At 45.4% G+C, this 18,130-nt stretch carries 1 protein-coding gene; it reads right to left on the bottom strand.

The annotated features are described in order from the left end of the window. Positions 1-116 precede the first annotated feature (116 nt). Complete coding sequence (locus ACWPVL_RS06070) at positions 117-18,023, bottom strand: mucin-binding protein (RefSeq protein ID WP_454387576.1); 17,907 nt, start codon at positions 18,021-18,023, stop codon at positions 117-119. Positions 18,024-18,130: the final 107 nt, after the last annotated feature.

The raw sequence follows: 18,130 nt of genomic DNA, 5'->3' as shown, positions 1-18,130 counted from the left end.
GTTTGCTAATCGAATAAATAAAAAATCGATAACTTCGTAAAGAAGTTATCGATTTTTGCGAGCTGTTAACTAATCGTCCACAACTCTTCAGTGATTACTATCCAAGCTAGAAAGAATTAATCTTCTTCTTTCAATCTTGGTTTAATCAAGCTGACACCTGCGAGTGTTGCAACAATTCCTAAACCAAGTACTGCTGCTGAAGATGATTTCTCACCTGTATTTGGCAGAGCAGTAGTTCCAGGAACTTTCGGTTCCACTGGCTTGTTCGGTACTTGTTTATTTGGTACCGGAGCTGGAGTTGGTGGAACAGGTGTCGGTGTAGGTGGAACTTCTACCTTCTTGTAAGTCACGACTTCATCAGCTGGTTTAGCTGAGTCTGCTGTAACTGTCACATCTGCTACGCTAGCTTTATCCGCTACGTAACCCTTGATGTCTGGTGAAGTTTGTCCCTTGATCACGTCATCTTGTGATGTCCATGGGCCTTTTTCTACGATCGCTTTCGTTACGACGTTGATCTTCAGAATACGCGTGAATTTAGCGCTGTCTGTGAAGCTTGGTGCTGCTTCTTTACCATCTTCGTATACGTACTTGATCGTACGGCTCAATTCTTTCACAGCTTCTTGTTGAGCTGACTTGATCTTATCATCTGTCCACTTAGGTCCATCCGGATTGCTTGGATCCATTGGATCGTTTGGTTTCGGTGGATTATTTGGATTGAATGGTACTACGCCTTCTTCCAATTGAACAGTGAAGTTTTGGTCCTTGCTTGCATCATCATCAAAGTTTTGTGGATCCTTGAACTCATCGTTCACAACCTTGTAACCTTGGTTAGTCAATTCTTTCAACTTCGCAAGGTATTGGTCACGGCTAATTGGTTCGCCTGACTTACCGCCTTCTGAGATCTTAGCCAATTCTTTCTTAGCTTGGTCTACGAAGGTGATGGTTGCTTTTTGATCAGCCTTCTTGTAAGTTACGACTTCATCGGCTGGTTTAGCTGAGTCTGCTGTAACCTTCACATCTGCTACGCTTGCTTTATCTGCTACGTAACCCTTGATGTCTGGTGAAGTTTGTCCCTTGATCACGTCGTCTTGTGATGTCCATGGGCCTTTTTCTACGATCGCTTTCGTTACGACGTTGATCTTCAGAATACGCGTGAATTTAGCGCTGTCTGTGAAGCTTGGTGCTGCTTCTTTACCATCTTCGTATACGTACTTGATCGTACGGCTCAATTCTTTCACAGCTTCTTGTTGAGCTGACTTGATCTTATCATCTGTCCACTTAGGTCCATCCGGATTGCTTGGATCCATTGGATCGTTTGGTTTCGGTGGATTATTTGGATTGAATGGTACTACGCCTTCTTCCAATTGAACAGTGAAGTTTTGGTCCTTGCTTGCATCATCATCAAAGTTTTGTGGATCCTTGAACTCATCGTTCACAACCTTGTAACCTTGGTTAGTCAATTCTTTCAACTTCGCAAGGTATTGGTCACGGCTAATTGGTTCGCCTGACTTACCGCCTTCTGAGATCTTAGCCAATTCTTTCTTAGCTTGGTCTACGAAGGTGATGGTTGCTTTTTGATCAGCCTTCTTGTAAGTTACGACTTCATCGGCTGGTTTAGCTGAGTCTGCTGTAACCTTCACATCTGCTACGCTTGCTTTATCTGCTACGTAACCCTTGATGTCTGGTGAAGTTTGTCCCTTGATCACGTCGTCTTGTGATGTCCATGGGCCTTTTTCTACGATCGCTTTCGTTACGACGTTGATCTTCAGAATACGCGTGAATTTAGCGCTGTCTGTGAAGCTTGGTGCTGCTTCTTTACCATCTTCGTATACGTACTTGATCGTACGGCTCAATTCTTTCACAGCTTCTTGTTGAGCTGACTTGATCTTATCATCTGTCCACTTAGGTCCATCCGGATTGCTTGGATCCATTGGATCGTTTGGTTTCGGTGGATTATTTGGATTGAATGGTACTACGCCTTCTTCCAATTGAACAGTGAAGTTTTGGTCCTTGCTTGCATCATCATCAAAGTTTTGTGGATCCTTGAACTCATCGTTCACAACCTTGTAACCTTGGTTAGTCAATTCTTTCAACTTCGCAAGGTATTGGTCACGGCTAATTGGTTCGCCTGACTTACCGCCTTCTGAGATCTTAGCCAATTCTTTCTTAGCTTGGTCTACGAAGGTGATGGTTGCTTTTTGATCAGCCTTCTTGTAAGTTACGACTTCATCGGCTGGTTTAGCTGAGTCTGCTGTAACCTTCACATCTGCTACGCTTGCTTTATCTGCTACGTAACCCTTGATGTCTGGTGAAGTTTGTCCCTTGATCACGTCGTCTTGTGATGTCCATGGGCCTTTTTCTACGATCGCTTTCGTTACGACGTTGATCTTCAGAATACGCGTGAATTTAGCGCTGTCTGTGAAGCTTGGTGCTGCTTCTTTACCATCTTCGTATACGTACTTGATCGTACGGCTCAATTCTTTCACAGCTTCTTGTTGAGCTGACTTGATCTTATCATCTGTCCACTTAGGTCCATCCGGATTGCTTGGATCCATTGGATCGTTTGGTTTCGGTGGATTATTTGGATTGAATGGTACTACGCCTTCTTCCAATTGAACAGTGAAGTTTTGGTCCTTGCTTGCATCATCATCAAAGTTTTGTGGATCCTTGAACTCATCGTTCACAACCTTGTAACCTTGGTTAGTCAATTCTTTCAACTTCGCAAGGTATTGGTCACGGCTAATTGGTTCGCCTGACTTACCGCCTTCTGAGATCTTAGCCAATTCTTTCTTAGCTTGGTCTACGAAGGTGATGGTTGCTTTTTGATCAGCCTTCTTGTAAGTTACGACTTCATCGGCTGGTTTAGCTGAGTCTGCTGTAACCTTCACATCTGCTACGCTTGCTTTATCTGCTACGTAACCCTTGATGTCTGGTGAAGTTTGTCCCTTGATCACGTCATCTTGTGATGTCCATGGGCCTTTTTCTACGATCGCTTTCGTTACGACGTTGATCTTCAGAATACGCGTGAATTTAGCGCTGTCTGTGAAGCTTGGTGCTGCTTCTTTACCATCTTCGTATACGTACTTGATCGTACGGCTCAATTCTTTCACAGCTTCTTGTTGAGCTGACTTGATCTTATCATCTGTCCACTTAGGTCCTTCTGGATTCTTAGGATCCATTGGAGTATCTGGTTTCGGCGGATTATTCGGATTGAATGGTACTACAACCTGACGCATAGTAACGGTGAAGGTTTGATCCTTCTTATCGTCATTATCGAAGGTCTTAGGTCCTGCGAACTCATCTGTTACAACTTCGTAGCCCTTGTCTGTCAATTCTTTCAGACGAGCTGCGTAGTTGGTTGTACCGATTGGCTCACCTGACTTACCGCTTTCGACAACCTTGGTCAATTCCTTATTACCGTCAGTTTGGTCTACGAAGCTGATAATCGCTTTTTGACCATCCTTCACGAAGTTAATTGGTGTATCCTTCGTTGGATCACTTGGAACTGGTGGTGGGTTGTAACCCTTGCTTGGATCGCTCGGATCTTTCGGTGTCAATGGTGTTGTGCCATCTGGGCCTACTGGTGTAGTGCCTGGTACATGTGGAATCACTGGAAGATCAGTACCTGGTTTGCTTGGATCTGTTGGATCGTTTGGATATGGAAGATTTGGAACTTTTGGAAGTCCATCTGGTACATTTGGTACATATGAACCAAGTTTGCTGTACTTAACTGTTTCTTCACTATCCTTATCATCAGGAGTGACTGTCTTCGCTGCTACATTAGCCTTATCTGCCACGAATCCAGTTACGACTGGTGTAGCTTCTTGTGCCAATTCTTTCGTAGCTGGTGTCCATGCAGTGAAGGTTTCCTTACCAGTTACACGGTTACGTTCACCTGTACGTGTGAAGGCTGCTTCTTGAGTCACAGGAGCTTTCAGAGCTGGACGACCCGCTGTTTGACCATCTGCGTATTCGTACTTGATGGTACGTGATACTTTCTTGTTGAGCTTAGCTGGGTCTGTAATCTTCTCTGTACCTTGACGAAGAGTAACGGTGAAGGTTTGATCCTTCTTATCGTCATTATCGAAGGTCTTAGGTCCTGCGAACTCATCCGTTACAACTTCGTAGCCCTTGTCTGTCAATTCTTTCAGACGAGCTGCGTAGTTGGTTGTACCGATTGGCTCACCTGACTTACCGCTTTCGACAACCTTAGTCAATTCCTTGTTACCGTCAGTTTGGTCTACGAAGCTGATAATCGCTTTTTGACCATCCTTCACGAAGTTAATTGGTGTATCCTTCGTTGGATCACTTGGAACTGGTGGTGGGTTGTAACCCTTGCTTGGATCGCTCGGATCTTTCGGTGTCAATGGTGTTGTGCCATCTGGGCCTACTGGTGTAGTGCCTGGTACATGTGGAATCACTGGAAGATCAGTACCTGGTTTGCTTGGATCTGTTGGATCGTTTGGATATGGAAGATTTGGAACTTTTGGAAGTCCGTCTGGTACATTTGGTACATATGAACCAAGTTTGCTGTACTTAACTGTTTCTTCACTATCCTTATCATCAGGAGTGACTGTCTTCGCTGCGACATTGGCTTTATCTGCCACGAATCCAGTTACGACTGGTGTAGCTTCTTGTGCCAATTCTTTCGTAGCTGGTGTCCATGCGCCGAAGGTTTCAACGCCAGTTACACGGTTACGTTCACCTGTACGTGTGAAGGCTGCTTCTTGAGTCACAGGAGCTTTCAGAGCTGGACGACCCGCTGTTTGACCATCTGCGTATTCGTACTTGATCGTACGTGATACTTTCTTGTTGAGCTTAGCTGGGTCTGTAATCTTCTCTGTACCTTGACGAAGAGTAACGGTGAAGGTTTGATCCTTCTTATCGTCATTATCGAAGGTCTTAGGTCCTGCGAACTCATCCGTTACAACTTCGTAACCCTTGTCTGTCAATTCTTTCAGACGAGCTGCGTAGTTGGTTGTACCGATTGGCTCACCTGACTTACCGCTTTCAACGACCTTAGTCAATTCCTTATTACCGTCAGTTTGGTCTACGAAGGTGATAATCGCTTTTTGACCATCTTTAACGTAGTTGATTGGTGTATCCTGAGTTGGATCGTTTGGAATTGGTGGTGGGTTGTAACCCTTGCTTGGATCGCTCGGATCTTTCGGTGTCAATGGTGTTGTACCATCTGGGCCTACTGGTGTAGTTCCTGGTACATCTGGAACTACTGGAAGATCTGTTCCCGGCTTAGTTGGGTTATTTGGATCGTTTGGATATGGAAGGTTTGGTACTTTTGGAAGTCCGTCTGGTACATTTGGTACGTATGAACCAAGTTTGCTGTACTTAACTGTTTCTTCGCTATCCTTATCATCAGGAGTGACTGTCTTCGCTGCGACATTGGCCTTATCTGCCACGAATCCAGTTACGACTGGTGTAGCTTCTTGGGCCAATTCTTTCGTAGCTGGTGTCCATGCGCCGAAGGTTTCAACGCCAGTTACACGGTTACGTTCACCTGTACGTGTGAAAGCTGCTTCTTGAGTCACTGGAGCTTTCAGAGCTGGACGACCCGCTGTTTGACCATCTGCGTATTCGTACTTGATGGTACGTGATACTTTCTTGTTGAGCTTAGCTGGGTCTGTAATCTTCTCTGTACCTTGACGAAGAGTAACGGTGAAGGTTTGATCCTTCTTATCGTCATTATCGAAGGTCTTAGGTCCTGCGAACTCATCCGTTACAACTTCGTAACCCTTGTCTGTCAATTCTTTCAGACGAGCTGCGTAGTTGGTTGTACCGATTGGCTCACCTGACTTACCGCTTTCAACGACCTTAGTCAATTCCTTATTACCGTCAGTTTGGTCTACGAAGCTGATAATCGCTTTTTGACCATCCTTCACGAAGTTGATTGGTGTATCCTTCGTTGGATCACTTGGAACTGGTGGTGGGTTGTAACCCTTGCTTGGATCGCTCGGATCTTTCGGTGTCAATGGTGTTGTGCCATCTGGGCCTACTGGTGTAGTTCCTGGTACGTGTGGAATCACTGGAAGATCAGTACCTGGTTTGCTTGGATCTGTTGGATCGTTTGGATATGGAAGATTTGGTACTTTTGGAAGTCCATCTGGTACATTTGGTACGTATGAACCAAGTTTGCTGTACTTAACTGTTTCTTCGCTATCCTTATCATCAGGAGTTACTGTCTTCGCTGCTACATTGGCCTTATCTGCCACGAATCCAGTTACGACTGGTGTAGCTTCTTGGGCCAATTCTTTCGTAGCTGGTGTCCATGCGCCGAAGGTTTCAACGCCAGTTACACGGTTACGTTCACCTGTACGTGTGAAGGCTGCTTCTTGAGTCACAGGAGCTTTCAGAGCTGGACGACCCGCTGTTTGACCATCTGCGTATTCGTACTTGATCGTACGTGATACTTTCTTGTTGAGCTTAGCTGGGTCTGTAATCTTCTCTGTACCTTGACGAAGAGTAACGGTGAAGGTTTGATCCTTCTTATCGTCATTATCGAAGGTCTTAGGTCCTGCGAACTCATCTGTTACAACTTCGTAGCCCTTGTCTGTCAATTCTTTCAGACGAGCTGCGTAGTTGGTTGTACCGATTGGCTCACCTGACTTACCGCTTTCGACAACCTTGGTCAATTCCTTATTACCGTCAGTTTGGTCTACGAAGCTGATAATCGCTTTTTGACCATCCTTCACGAAGTTAATTGGTGTATCCTTCGTTGGATCACTTGGAACTGGTGGTGGGTTGTAACCCTTGCTTGGATCGCTCGGATCTTTCGGTGTCAATGGTGTTGTGCCATCTGGGCCTACTGGTGTAGTGCCTGGTACATGTGGAATCACTGGAAGATCAGTACCTGGTTTGCTTGGATCTGTTGGATCGTTTGGATATGGAAGATTTGGAACTTTTGGAAGTCCATCTGGTACATTTGGTACATATGAACCAAGTTTGCTGTACTTAACTGTTTCTTCACTATCCTTATCATCAGGAGTGACTGTCTTCGCTGCTACATTAGCCTTATCTGCCACGAATCCAGTTACGACTGGTGTAGCTTCTTGTGCCAATTCTTTCGTAGCTGGTGTCCATGCAGTGAAGGTTTCCTTACCAGTTACACGGTTACGTTCACCTGTACGTGTGAAGGCTGCTTCTTGAGTCACAGGAGCTTTCAGAGCTGGACGACCCGCTGTTTGACCATCTGCGTATTCGTACTTGATGGTACGTGATACTTTCTTGTTGAGCTTAGCTGGGTCTGTAATCTTCTCTGTACCTTGACGAAGAGTAACGGTGAAGGTTTGATCCTTCTTATCGTCATTATCGAAGGTCTTAGGTCCTGCGAACTCATCCGTTACAACTTCGTAGCCCTTGTCTGTCAATTCTTTCAGACGAGCTGCGTAGTTGGTTGTACCGATTGGCTCACCTGACTTACCGCTTTCGACAACCTTAGTCAATTCCTTGTTACCGTCAGTTTGGTCTACGAAGCTGATAATCGCTTTTTGACCATCCTTCACGAAGTTAATTGGTGTATCCTTCGTTGGATCACTTGGAACTGGTGGTGGGTTGTAACCCTTGCTTGGATCGCTCGGATCTTTCGGTGTCAATGGTGTTGTGCCATCTGGGCCTACTGGTGTAGTGCCTGGTACATGTGGAATCACTGGAAGATCAGTACCTGGTTTGCTTGGATCTGTTGGATCGTTTGGATATGGAAGATTTGGAACTTTTGGAAGTCCGTCTGGTACATTTGGTACGTATGAACCAAGTTTGCTGTACTTAACTGTTTCTTCGCTATCCTTATCATCAGGAGTGACTGTCTTCGCTGCGACATTGGCCTTATCTGCCACGAATCCAGTTACGACTGGTGTAGCTTCTTGGGCCAATTCTTTCGTAGCTGGTGTCCATGCGCCGAAGGTTTCAACGCCAGTTACACGGTTACGTTCACCTGTACGTGTGAAAGCTGCTTCTTGAGTCACTGGAGCTTTCAGAGCTGGACGACCCGCTGTTTGACCATCTGCGTATTCGTACTTGATGGTACGTGATACTTTCTTGTTGAGCTTAGCTGGGTCTGTAATCTTCTCTGTACCTTGACGAAGAGTAACGGTGAAGGTTTGATCCTTCTTATCGTCATTATCGAAGGTCTTAGGTCCTGCGAACTCATCCGTTACAACTTCGTAACCCTTGTCTGTCAATTCTTTCAGACGAGCTGCGTAGTTGGTTGTACCGATTGGCTCACCTGACTTACCGCTTTCAACGACCTTAGTCAATTCCTTATTACCGTCAGTTTGGTCTACGAAGGTGATAATCGCTTTTTGACCATCTTTAACGTAGTTGATTGGTGTATCCTGAGTTGGATCGTTTGGAATTGGTGGTGGGTTGTAACCCTTGCTTGGATCGCTCGGATCTTTCGGTGTCAATGGTGTTGTGCCATCTGGGCCTACTGGTGTAGTTCCTGGTACGTGTGGAATCACTGGAAGATCAGTACCTGGTTTGCTTGGATCTGTTGGATCGTTTGGATATGGAAGATTTGGTACTTTTGGAAGTCCATCTGGTACATTTGGTACGTATGAACCAAGTTTGCTGTACTTAACTGTTTCTTCGCTATCCTTATCATCAGGAGTTACTGTCTTCGCTGCTACATTGGCTTTATCTGCCACGAATCCAGTTACGACTGGTGTAGCTTCTTGGGCCAATTCTTTTGTAGCTGGTGTCCATGCGCCGAAGGTTTCAACGCCAGTTACACGGTTGCGTTCACCTGTACGTGTGAAGGCTGCTTCTTGAGTCACAGGAGCTTTCAGAGCTGGACGACCCGCTGTCTCACCATCTGCGTATTGGTACTTGATGGTACGAGTAACCTTGCTATTCAATTTAGCTGGGTCTGTAATCTTCTCTGTACCTTGACGAAGAGTAACGGTGAAGGTTTGATCCTTCTTATCGTCATTATCGAAGGTCTTAGGTCCTGCGAACTCATCCGTTACAACTTCGTAGCCCTTGTCTGTCAATTCTTTCAGACGAGCTGCGTAGTTGGTTGTACCGATTGGCTCACCTGACTTACCGCTTTCGACAACCTTAGTCAATTCCTTGTTACCGTCAGTTTGGTCTACGAAGCTGATAATCGCTTTTTGACCATCCTTCACGAAGTTAATTGGTGTATCCTTCGTTGGATCACTTGGAACTGGTGGTGGGTTGTAACCCTTGCTTGGATCGCTCGGATCTTTCGGTGTCAATGGTGTTGTGCCATCTGGGCCTACTGGTGTAGTGCCTGGTACATGTGGAATCACTGGAAGATCAGTACCTGGTTTGCTTGGATCTGTTGGATCGTTTGGATATGGAAGATTTGGAACTTTTGGAAGTCCATCTGGTACATTTGGTACATATGAACCAAGTTTGCTGTACTTAACTGTTTCTTCACTATCCTTATCATCAGGAGTGACTGTCTTCGCTGCGACATTGGCTTTATCTGCCACGAATCCAGTTACGACTGGTGTAGCTTCTTGTGCCAATTCTTTCGTAGCTGGTGTCCATGCGCCGAAGGTTTCAACGCCAGTTACACGGTTACGTTCACCTGTACGTGTGAAGGCTGCTTCTTGAGTCACAGGAGCTTTCAGAGCTGGACGACCCGCTGTTTGACCATCTGCGTATTCGTACTTGATCGTACGTGATACTTTCTTGTTGAGCTTAGCTGGGTCTGTAATCTTCTCTGTACCTTGACGAAGAGTAACGGTGAAGGTTTGATCCTTCTTATCGTCATTATCGAAGGTCTTAGGTCCTGCGAACTCATCCGTTACAACTTCGTAACCCTTGTCTGTCAATTCTTTCAGACGAGCTGCGTAGTTGGTTGTACCGATTGGCTCACCTGACTTACCGCTTTCAACGACCTTAGTCAATTCCTTATTACCGTCAGTTTGGTCTACGAAGCTGATAATCGCTTTTTGACCATCCTTCACGAAGTTAATTGGTGTATCCTTCGTTGGATCACTTGGAACTGGTGGTGGGTTGTAACCCTTGCTTGGATCGCTCGGATCTTTCGGTGTCAATGGTGTTGTGCCATCTGGGCCTACTGGTGTAGTGCCTGGTACATGTGGAATCACTGGAAGATCAGTACCTGGTTTGCTTGGATCTGTTGGATCGTTTGGATATGGAAGATTTGGAACTTTTGGAAGTCCATCTGGTACATTTGGTACATATGAACCAAGTTTGCTGTACTTAACTGTTTCTTCACTATCCTTATCATCAGGAGTGACTGTCTTCGCTGCTACATTAGCCTTATCTGCCACGAATCCAGTTACGACTGGTGTAGCTTCTTGTGCCAATTCTTTCGTAGCTGGTGTCCATGCAGTGAAAGTCTTCTTGTCAGTTACACGGTCGCGCTCACCTGTACGTGTGAAAGCTGCTTCTTGAGTCACAGGAGCTTTCAGAGCTGGACGACCGGCTGCTTGACCATCTGCGTATTCGTACTTGATTGTACGTGATACTTTCTTGTTGAGTTCTGCTGGATCCTTGATTGCTTCTTTACCATGACGAAGAGTAACAACAAATTGTTGATCTTTCTTATCATCGTTATCGAAGGTCTTAGGTCCCTTGAACTCATCGTTCACAACTTCGTAGCCCTTGTCTGTCAATTCTTTCAGACGAGTTGCGTAGTTAGTTGTTCCGATTGGCTCACCTGACTTACCACTTTCAACGACCTTACCAACTTCCTTGTTGTTATCATCTTGGTCTACGAAGGTGATAATCGCTTTTTGACCATCTTTAACGTAGTTGATTGGTGTATCCTGAGTTGGATCGTTTGGAATTGGTGGTGGGTTGTAACCCTTGCTTGGATCGCTCGGATCTTTCGGTGTCAATGGTGTTGTACCATCTGGGCCTACTGGTGTAGTTCCTGGTACATCTGGAACTACTGGAAGATCTGTTCCCGGCTTAGTTGGGTTATTTGGATCGTTTGGATATGGAAGGTTTGGTACTTTTGGAAGTCCGTCTGGTACATTTGGTACGTATGAACCGAGCTTCTTGTATTGTACAACTTCTTCGCTGTTAGCGTCGCCAGCTTTCACTGTCTTCGCTGCTACATTGGCTTTATCTGCCACGAATCCAGTTACGACTGGTGTAGCTTCTTGGGCCAATTCTTTTGTAGCTGGTGTCCATGCGCCGAAGGTTTCAACGCCAGTTACACGGTTGCGTTCACCTGTACGTGTGAAGGCTGCTTCTTGAGTCACAGGAGCTTTCAGAGCTGGACGACCCGCTGTCTCACCATCTGCGTATTGGTACTTGATGGTACGAGTAACCTTGCTATTCAATTTAGCTGGGTCTGTAATTGGCTCTTTACCTTGACGAAGAGTAACAACAAATTGTTGGTCCTTCTTATCATCGTTATCGAAGGTCTTAGGTCCCTTGAACTCATCGTTCACAACTTCGTAGCCCTTGTCTGTCAATTCTTTCAGACGAGTTGCGTAGTTAGTTGTTCCGATTGGCTCACCTGACTTACCACTTTCAACGACCTTACCAACTTCCTTGTTGTTATCATCTTGGTCTACGAAGGTGATAATCGCTTTTTGACCATCTTTAACGTAGTTGATTGGTGTATCCTGAGTTGGATCGTTTGGAATTGGTGGTGGGTTGTAACCCTTGCTTGGATCGCTCGGATCTTTCGGTGTCAATGGTGTTGTACCATCTGGGCCTACTGGTGTAGTTCCTGGTACATCTGGAACTACTGGAAGATCTGTTCCCGGCTTAGTTGGGTTATTTGGATCGTTTGGATATGGAAGGTTTGGTACTTTTGGAAGTCCGTCTGGTACATTTGGTACGTATGAACCGAGCTTCTTGTATTGTACAACTTCTTCGCTGTTAGCGTCGCCAGCTTTCACTGTCTTCGCTGCTACATTGGCTTTATCTGCCACGAATCCAGTTACGACTGGTGTAGCTTCTTGGGCCAATTCTTTTGTAGCTGGTGTCCATGCGCCGAAGGTTTCAACGCCAGTTACACGGTTGCGTTCACCTGTACGTGTGAAGGCTGCTTCTTGAGTCACAGGAGCTTTCAGAGCTGGACGACCCGCTGTCTCACCATCTGCGTATTGGTACTTGATGGTACGAGTAACCTTGCTATTCAATTTAGCTGGGTCTGTAATTGGCTCTTTACCTTGACGAAGAGTAACAACAAATTGTTGGTCCTTCTTATCATCGTTATCGAAGGTCTTAGGTCCCTTGAACTCATCGTTCACAACTTCGTAGCCCTTGTCTGTCAATTCTTTCAGACGAGTTGCGTAGTTAGTTGTTCCGATTGGCTCACCTGACTTACCACTTTCAACGACCTTACCAACTTCCTTGTTGTTATCATCTTGGTCTACGAAGGTGATAATCGCTTTTTGACCATCTTTAACGTAGTTGATTGGTGTATCCTGAGTTGGATCGTTTGGAATTGGTGGTGGGTTGTAACCCTTGCTTGGATCGCTCGGATCTTTCGGTGTCAATGGTGTTGTACCATCTGGGCCTACTGGTGTAGTTCCTGGTACATCTGGAACTACTGGAAGATCTGTTCCCGGCTTAGTTGGGTTATTTGGATCGTTTGGATATGGAAGGTTTGGTACTTTTGGAAGTCCGTCTGGTACATTTGGTACGTATGAACCGAGCTTCTTGTATTGTACAACTTCTTCGCTGTTAGCGTCGCCAGCTTTCACTGTCTTCGCTGCTACATTGGCTTTATCTGCCACGAATCCAGTTACGACTGGTGTAGCTTCTTGGGCCAATTCTTTTGTAGCTGGTGTCCATGCGCCGAAGGTTTCAACGCCAGTTACACGGTTGCGTTCACCTGTACGTGTGAAGGCTGCTTCTTGAGTCACAGGAGCTTTCAGAGCTGGACGACCCGCTGTCTCACCATCTGCGTATTGGTACTTGATGGTACGAGTAACCTTGCTATTCAATTTAGCTGGGTCTGTAATTGGCTCTTTACCTTGACGAAGAGTAACAACAAATTGTTGGTCCTTCTTATCATCGTTATCGAAGGTCTTAGGTCCCTTGAACTCATCGTTCACAACTTCGTAGCCCTTGTCTGTCAATTCTTTCAGACGAGTTGCGTAGTTAGTTGTTCCGATTGGCTCACCTGACTTACCACTTTCAACGACCTTACCAACTTCCTTGTTGTTATCATCTTGGTCTACGAAGGTGATAATCGCTTTTTGACCATCTTTAACGTAGTTGATTGGTGTATCCTGAGTTGGATCGTTTGGAATTGGTGGTGGGTTGTAACCCTTGCTTGGATCGCTCGGATCTTTCGGTGTCAATGGTGTTGTACCATCTGGGCCTACTGGTGTAGTTCCTGGTACATCTGGAACTACTGGAAGATCTGTTCCCGGCTTAGTTGGGTTATTTGGATCGTTTGGATATGGAAGGTTTGGTACTTTTGGAAGTCCGTCTGGTACATTTGGTACGTATGAACCGAGCTTCTTGTATTGTACAACTTCTTCGCTGTTAGCGTCGCCAGCTTTCACTGTCTTCGCTGCTACATTGGCTTTATCTGCCACGAATCCAGTTACGACTGGTGTAGCTTCTTGGGCCAATTCTTTTGTAGCTGGTGTCCATGCGCCGAAGGTTTCAACGCCAGTTACACGGTTGCGTTCACCTGTACGTGTGAAGGCTGCTTCTTGAGTCACAGGAGCTTTCAGAGCTGGACGACCCGCTGTCTCACCATCTGCGTATTGGTACTTGATGGTACGAGTAACCTTGCTATTCAATTTAGCTGGGTCTGTAATTGGCTCTTTACCTTGACGAAGAGTAACAACAAATTGTTGGTCCTTCTTATCATCGTTATCGAAGGTCTTAGGTCCCTTGAACTCATCGTTCACAACTTCGTAGCCCTTGTCTGTCAATTCTTTCAGACGAGTTGCGTAGTTAGTTGTTCCGATTGGCTCACCTGACTTACCACTTTCAACGACCTTACCAACTTCCTTGTTGTTATCATCTTGGTCTACGAAGGTGATAATCGCTTTTTGACCATCTTTAACGTAGTTGATTGGTGTATCCTGAGTTGGATCGTTTGGAATTGGTGGTGGGTTGTAACCCTTGCTTGGATCGCTCGGATCTTTCGGTGTCAATGGTGTTGTGCCATCTGGGCCTACTGGTGTAGTTCCTGGTACATCTGGAACTACTGGAAGATCTGTTCCCGGCTTAGTTGGGTTATTTGGATCGTTTGGATATGGAAGGTTTGGTACTTTTGGAAGTCCGTCTGGTACATTTGGTACGTATGAACCGAGCTTCTTGTATTGTACAACTTCTTCGCTGTTAGCGTCGCCAGCTTTCACTGTCTTCGCTGCTACATTGGCTTTATCTGCCACGAATCCAGTTACGACTGGTGTAGCTTCTTGGGCCAATTCTTTCGTAGCTGGTGTCCATGCAGTGAAGGTCTTTTCACCAGTTACAGCATTTATTTTACCAGTACGTGTGAAGGCTGCTTCTTGAGTCACAGGAGCTTTCAGAGCTGGACGACCCGCTGTTTGACCATCTGCGTATTGATACTTGATGGTACGTGTAACCTTGCTGTTCAAATCAGCTGGATTCGTATTGTCATCCAAGCGTGGGGTTACGACAACTTTCCAAACTTGGTCTTTTGTCTTATCGTTATCAAACTTCTGACCACTTGGTTGAGTGAAGCCATCACTTACAAGTTTGTAACCTGCTTGTTGAAGTTGAGCGATACGGCTAGCAGTTGAATAAACAACATCTTCACCTGATTTACCTGTAACACCGTCTGTATAAAGAGTCTTAGCTGGAACACCGTTTTGTCCATCTGTTACATACTCAATGATACCGCGTTGATCATCTTGGCTGTAGCTTACTACTTCATCTTCGTTAGGAGATGTAGGAGTAACAGTTGCAGCTGGAACGCTTGGTTTGTCTGGAGTGAAACCAGTAACTGCTGGAGAATCAACTTTTGGAAGTTCTTCACTTGGCTTGTTCCATTGACCAGGAGTTTCAACACCTGTCACCTTGTTCACAGAAACTGGGCGAGTAAATGTTGTTGTTTGAGTAACTGGGCGAGGAAGTGCTGGACGACCTGTGGTCACTCCATCCTTGTATTGGTAACGAACGTTACGAGTAACATCTTTCGTTTCTTGTTTTGTCTCAATACGTGGAGTAAGAACAACTTCCCATTTCTGATCTACATTGTTATTACTGTCAAATCTTTGACCGCCAGCTTTAGTAAAGCCGTCGCTAACAAGATCATAACCTAACTGTTTAAATTCGTTAATTTTCGCAGTTGTTGTGTAGTTGACAGGTGTGTTTGAATTACCTGTTACGTTATCCGTGTGGAGAGTCTTAGCTTCAACACCATTCTTACCATCTGTACGGTAAACGATGCTTCCCTTTTGAGTTGCAGCTGAATAGCTTACAATTTCACGCCAACTTGGATCTGTTGGAGCAACAGAGGCTGAATTTACACGTGGTTTGTTTGGTGTAAAGCCTGCTACTTCTGGGCTATCAACCGCAGCAACATTTTGACGGCTAGGTGTCCAGTTACCGTATGTCTTCTGACCAGTTACTGGATCTTCTGACACTTGACGAGTAAATTGAACTGTTTGTTCAACTGGTTGCGGAAGAGCTGGACGATTTCTAGTCACACCATCTTCATATTCGTAAGCGATTGTACGAGTAACGTCTTTTGTTTCAGTTGTTACTTTTGGATCATTCTTACGGTATGAAACGATTTCACGCCAGCTTGGATCTGTTGGAGCAACAGATGCTGAATTTACACGTGGTTTGTTTGGTGTAAAGCCTTTAATTGCTGGTGTATCAACTGCAGCTACAGTTTGACGAGCTGGTGTCCAATTGCCGTATGTCTTTTGACCAGTCACTGGGTCTTCTGACACTTGACGAGTAAATTGTACATTTTGTTGTACTTCACGTGGAAGGGCTGGACGACCTGAAGTCACGCCATCTTCGTATTCGTAAGCAACTGTACGAGTAACATCCTTAGTTTCAGTTGTTACTCTTGGCGCAATCTTTTCATAGTAAACAATCTCAGTTCCTGGAGTAGAACCTGCGTTCACTGTGATACCATCCACACGAGTTCTATCTGGTGTGAAACCAGTAATGCTTGGTGTATTTACGCCACCAAAGTTTTGGCTCGCTGGACTCCATGGGCCAGGTCTGCCACCTGTAACTGTTCGAGTAAACTCAGCTGTTTGAGTAACTGTTTGCGGAAGTGCTGGACGTCCTGCTGTTTGACCATCTCTATAACGATACTCGATTGTACGAGTAACAGTTTGTTTTTCTGTCTTAACATCGGCAGCACCTCTACGATAAACGTAGGTTACAGTACCGTTTGTTCCCCAGTCAGCAAGAGTTCCTGAAGGTGGCAAGCTACCTCTCTTCATTCCAATGAAACCATAGCCAGGGATCTTCTTCTGTTCAGTGGTATAAGGCTTAGCCTTGAAGGCACCTTGTGGATAAGTTACTGAGCCTTCAGCGATTTCTCGACCTTGCTCATCTTCATAACGTACGTCGACAGAGGCACTTTGATAGAAATCAAAACGTTTGATTTGGAACTGTTGCAAGTTCTTGTAGTTACCAGTCGTCGCCGTAACCACCATGGACATCAGTTGTTCTGGAGTAGAAACCTTCTTCTTCCATTGCTTGATACCAAGATTACTTTCGTAAGAGACAGTTAATTCCTTGGTTACACCGTCATACTGGATAGCAAATCTGTGGAAACGACCATCCAAGTCACTTGAGTCTAGACGTTGAGCACTACCAGCATCTGTCTCAGCCCACCAGCGGTCATAGTCACCACCAGTGAAGATACCTCCACCACGAACTTTTTTATGAGTAGTATTTACCCAGGCACCGAATTGTCCCAGACGAGGGTCTTCCGCCCAACCATATTGGAAGGAGTCCGTGTTGGTGGTGTCAAAACGATTTCCTTTCGGTGGCGTGTGGACGTTCCAGAAAGTATCCAGTTTGAAACCAGTTGCGTTACGCAAACCACCGATACCAAGGTTACCACCATCGGCACCTAGGTCTGTTGTATTCCCTGTGTGGAAGGCAAAACCGATACCATCGGCACCATAGCGTTCTTGCGTCTTATCACCAAGGTTAACTCCACCAGTCAGCTTGAAGCTTTGGTTCATATTGATCTTACTCTTCAGACTGAAGTTACCTGTCTTAGAGGTTTCATCTGGAGTAAGGGTCACGATACCATCGTATGAATTATAGGTAGCTGAACCATTCAATCTGAAGTAGTCAAGGAAGTTTTCTTTTGTTACAGTTGTCTTCCCTGTTTGTGGGTCAAATGAACGGAAGCCACTTTCTCCTGATTTACGGAAATCAGCGTAACCTTTATTTACTTCGCTTTGAGCAGCTGCTAATGTTGAATTAGCTTCACTTTTGGCTACTGCATTTGCTGCTTGGCTAGCTGTTGCCAAACTAGCTGCTTGGCTAGCTGCCTTTTCAACTGATACCTTAGCAGGTTCTACAGCAGCAGTTGATTCTGTAGCTGCTTCAGATGAAACTGCAGTTGACTCTGCAGTAGCTGAAGTAGCTGGGCTAACTCGAGCCTCAGACTGAGTTGCAGCAGTTGATTGGCTAGTCGCTACTGAAGCTTTAGATACTTGTGAAGTAGCTTCCTTCAAAGCTGCTTCACTTTTTGAAGCAACTTCTGATTTAACAGTTTTTTCTTCCACTTTGCTTGATAGGTCTTCAGCAGAGGTAGAAGATGCTGTAGATGCTGCACTTGAAACTGCGTTACTTTCAGCGACAGTTGCTACGGTAGAATTCTTTTCTATGGCCGACTCGGAGTCAGAATCATTCGCTCCCGAATCTTCTCCTGAATCTGGCACAGAGGTCGTTTTCTCCGTAGAGGTGCTTGAAGAATCCGTCTTAGCTAACGTATCGGCTGAAACGACATTCCCCCCAAAGAACATGAAAGCTGCGACTGCTACAGAAGCTACGCCCACATTAAACTTACGGACTGAGTATCGAAGTCGTTTCTCAGCACTCGCACGGTTTAATCTGCGTCTCGCATTTTTATCCATGAACATCTCTCCTTTTTAAAATATAGTTCAACCACCTATTACTCAACACCTTAACGCCTGAGCAGCAAAGTATTTTATAACATATGATTGGTGGTTCTAATGTCAAA

The organism is Streptococcus sp. Marseille-Q8145, assembly GCF_965112035.1.
The sequence above is the reverse complement of the archived record's forward strand: the minus strand, read 5'-3'. Positions and strand labels throughout refer to the sequence as shown.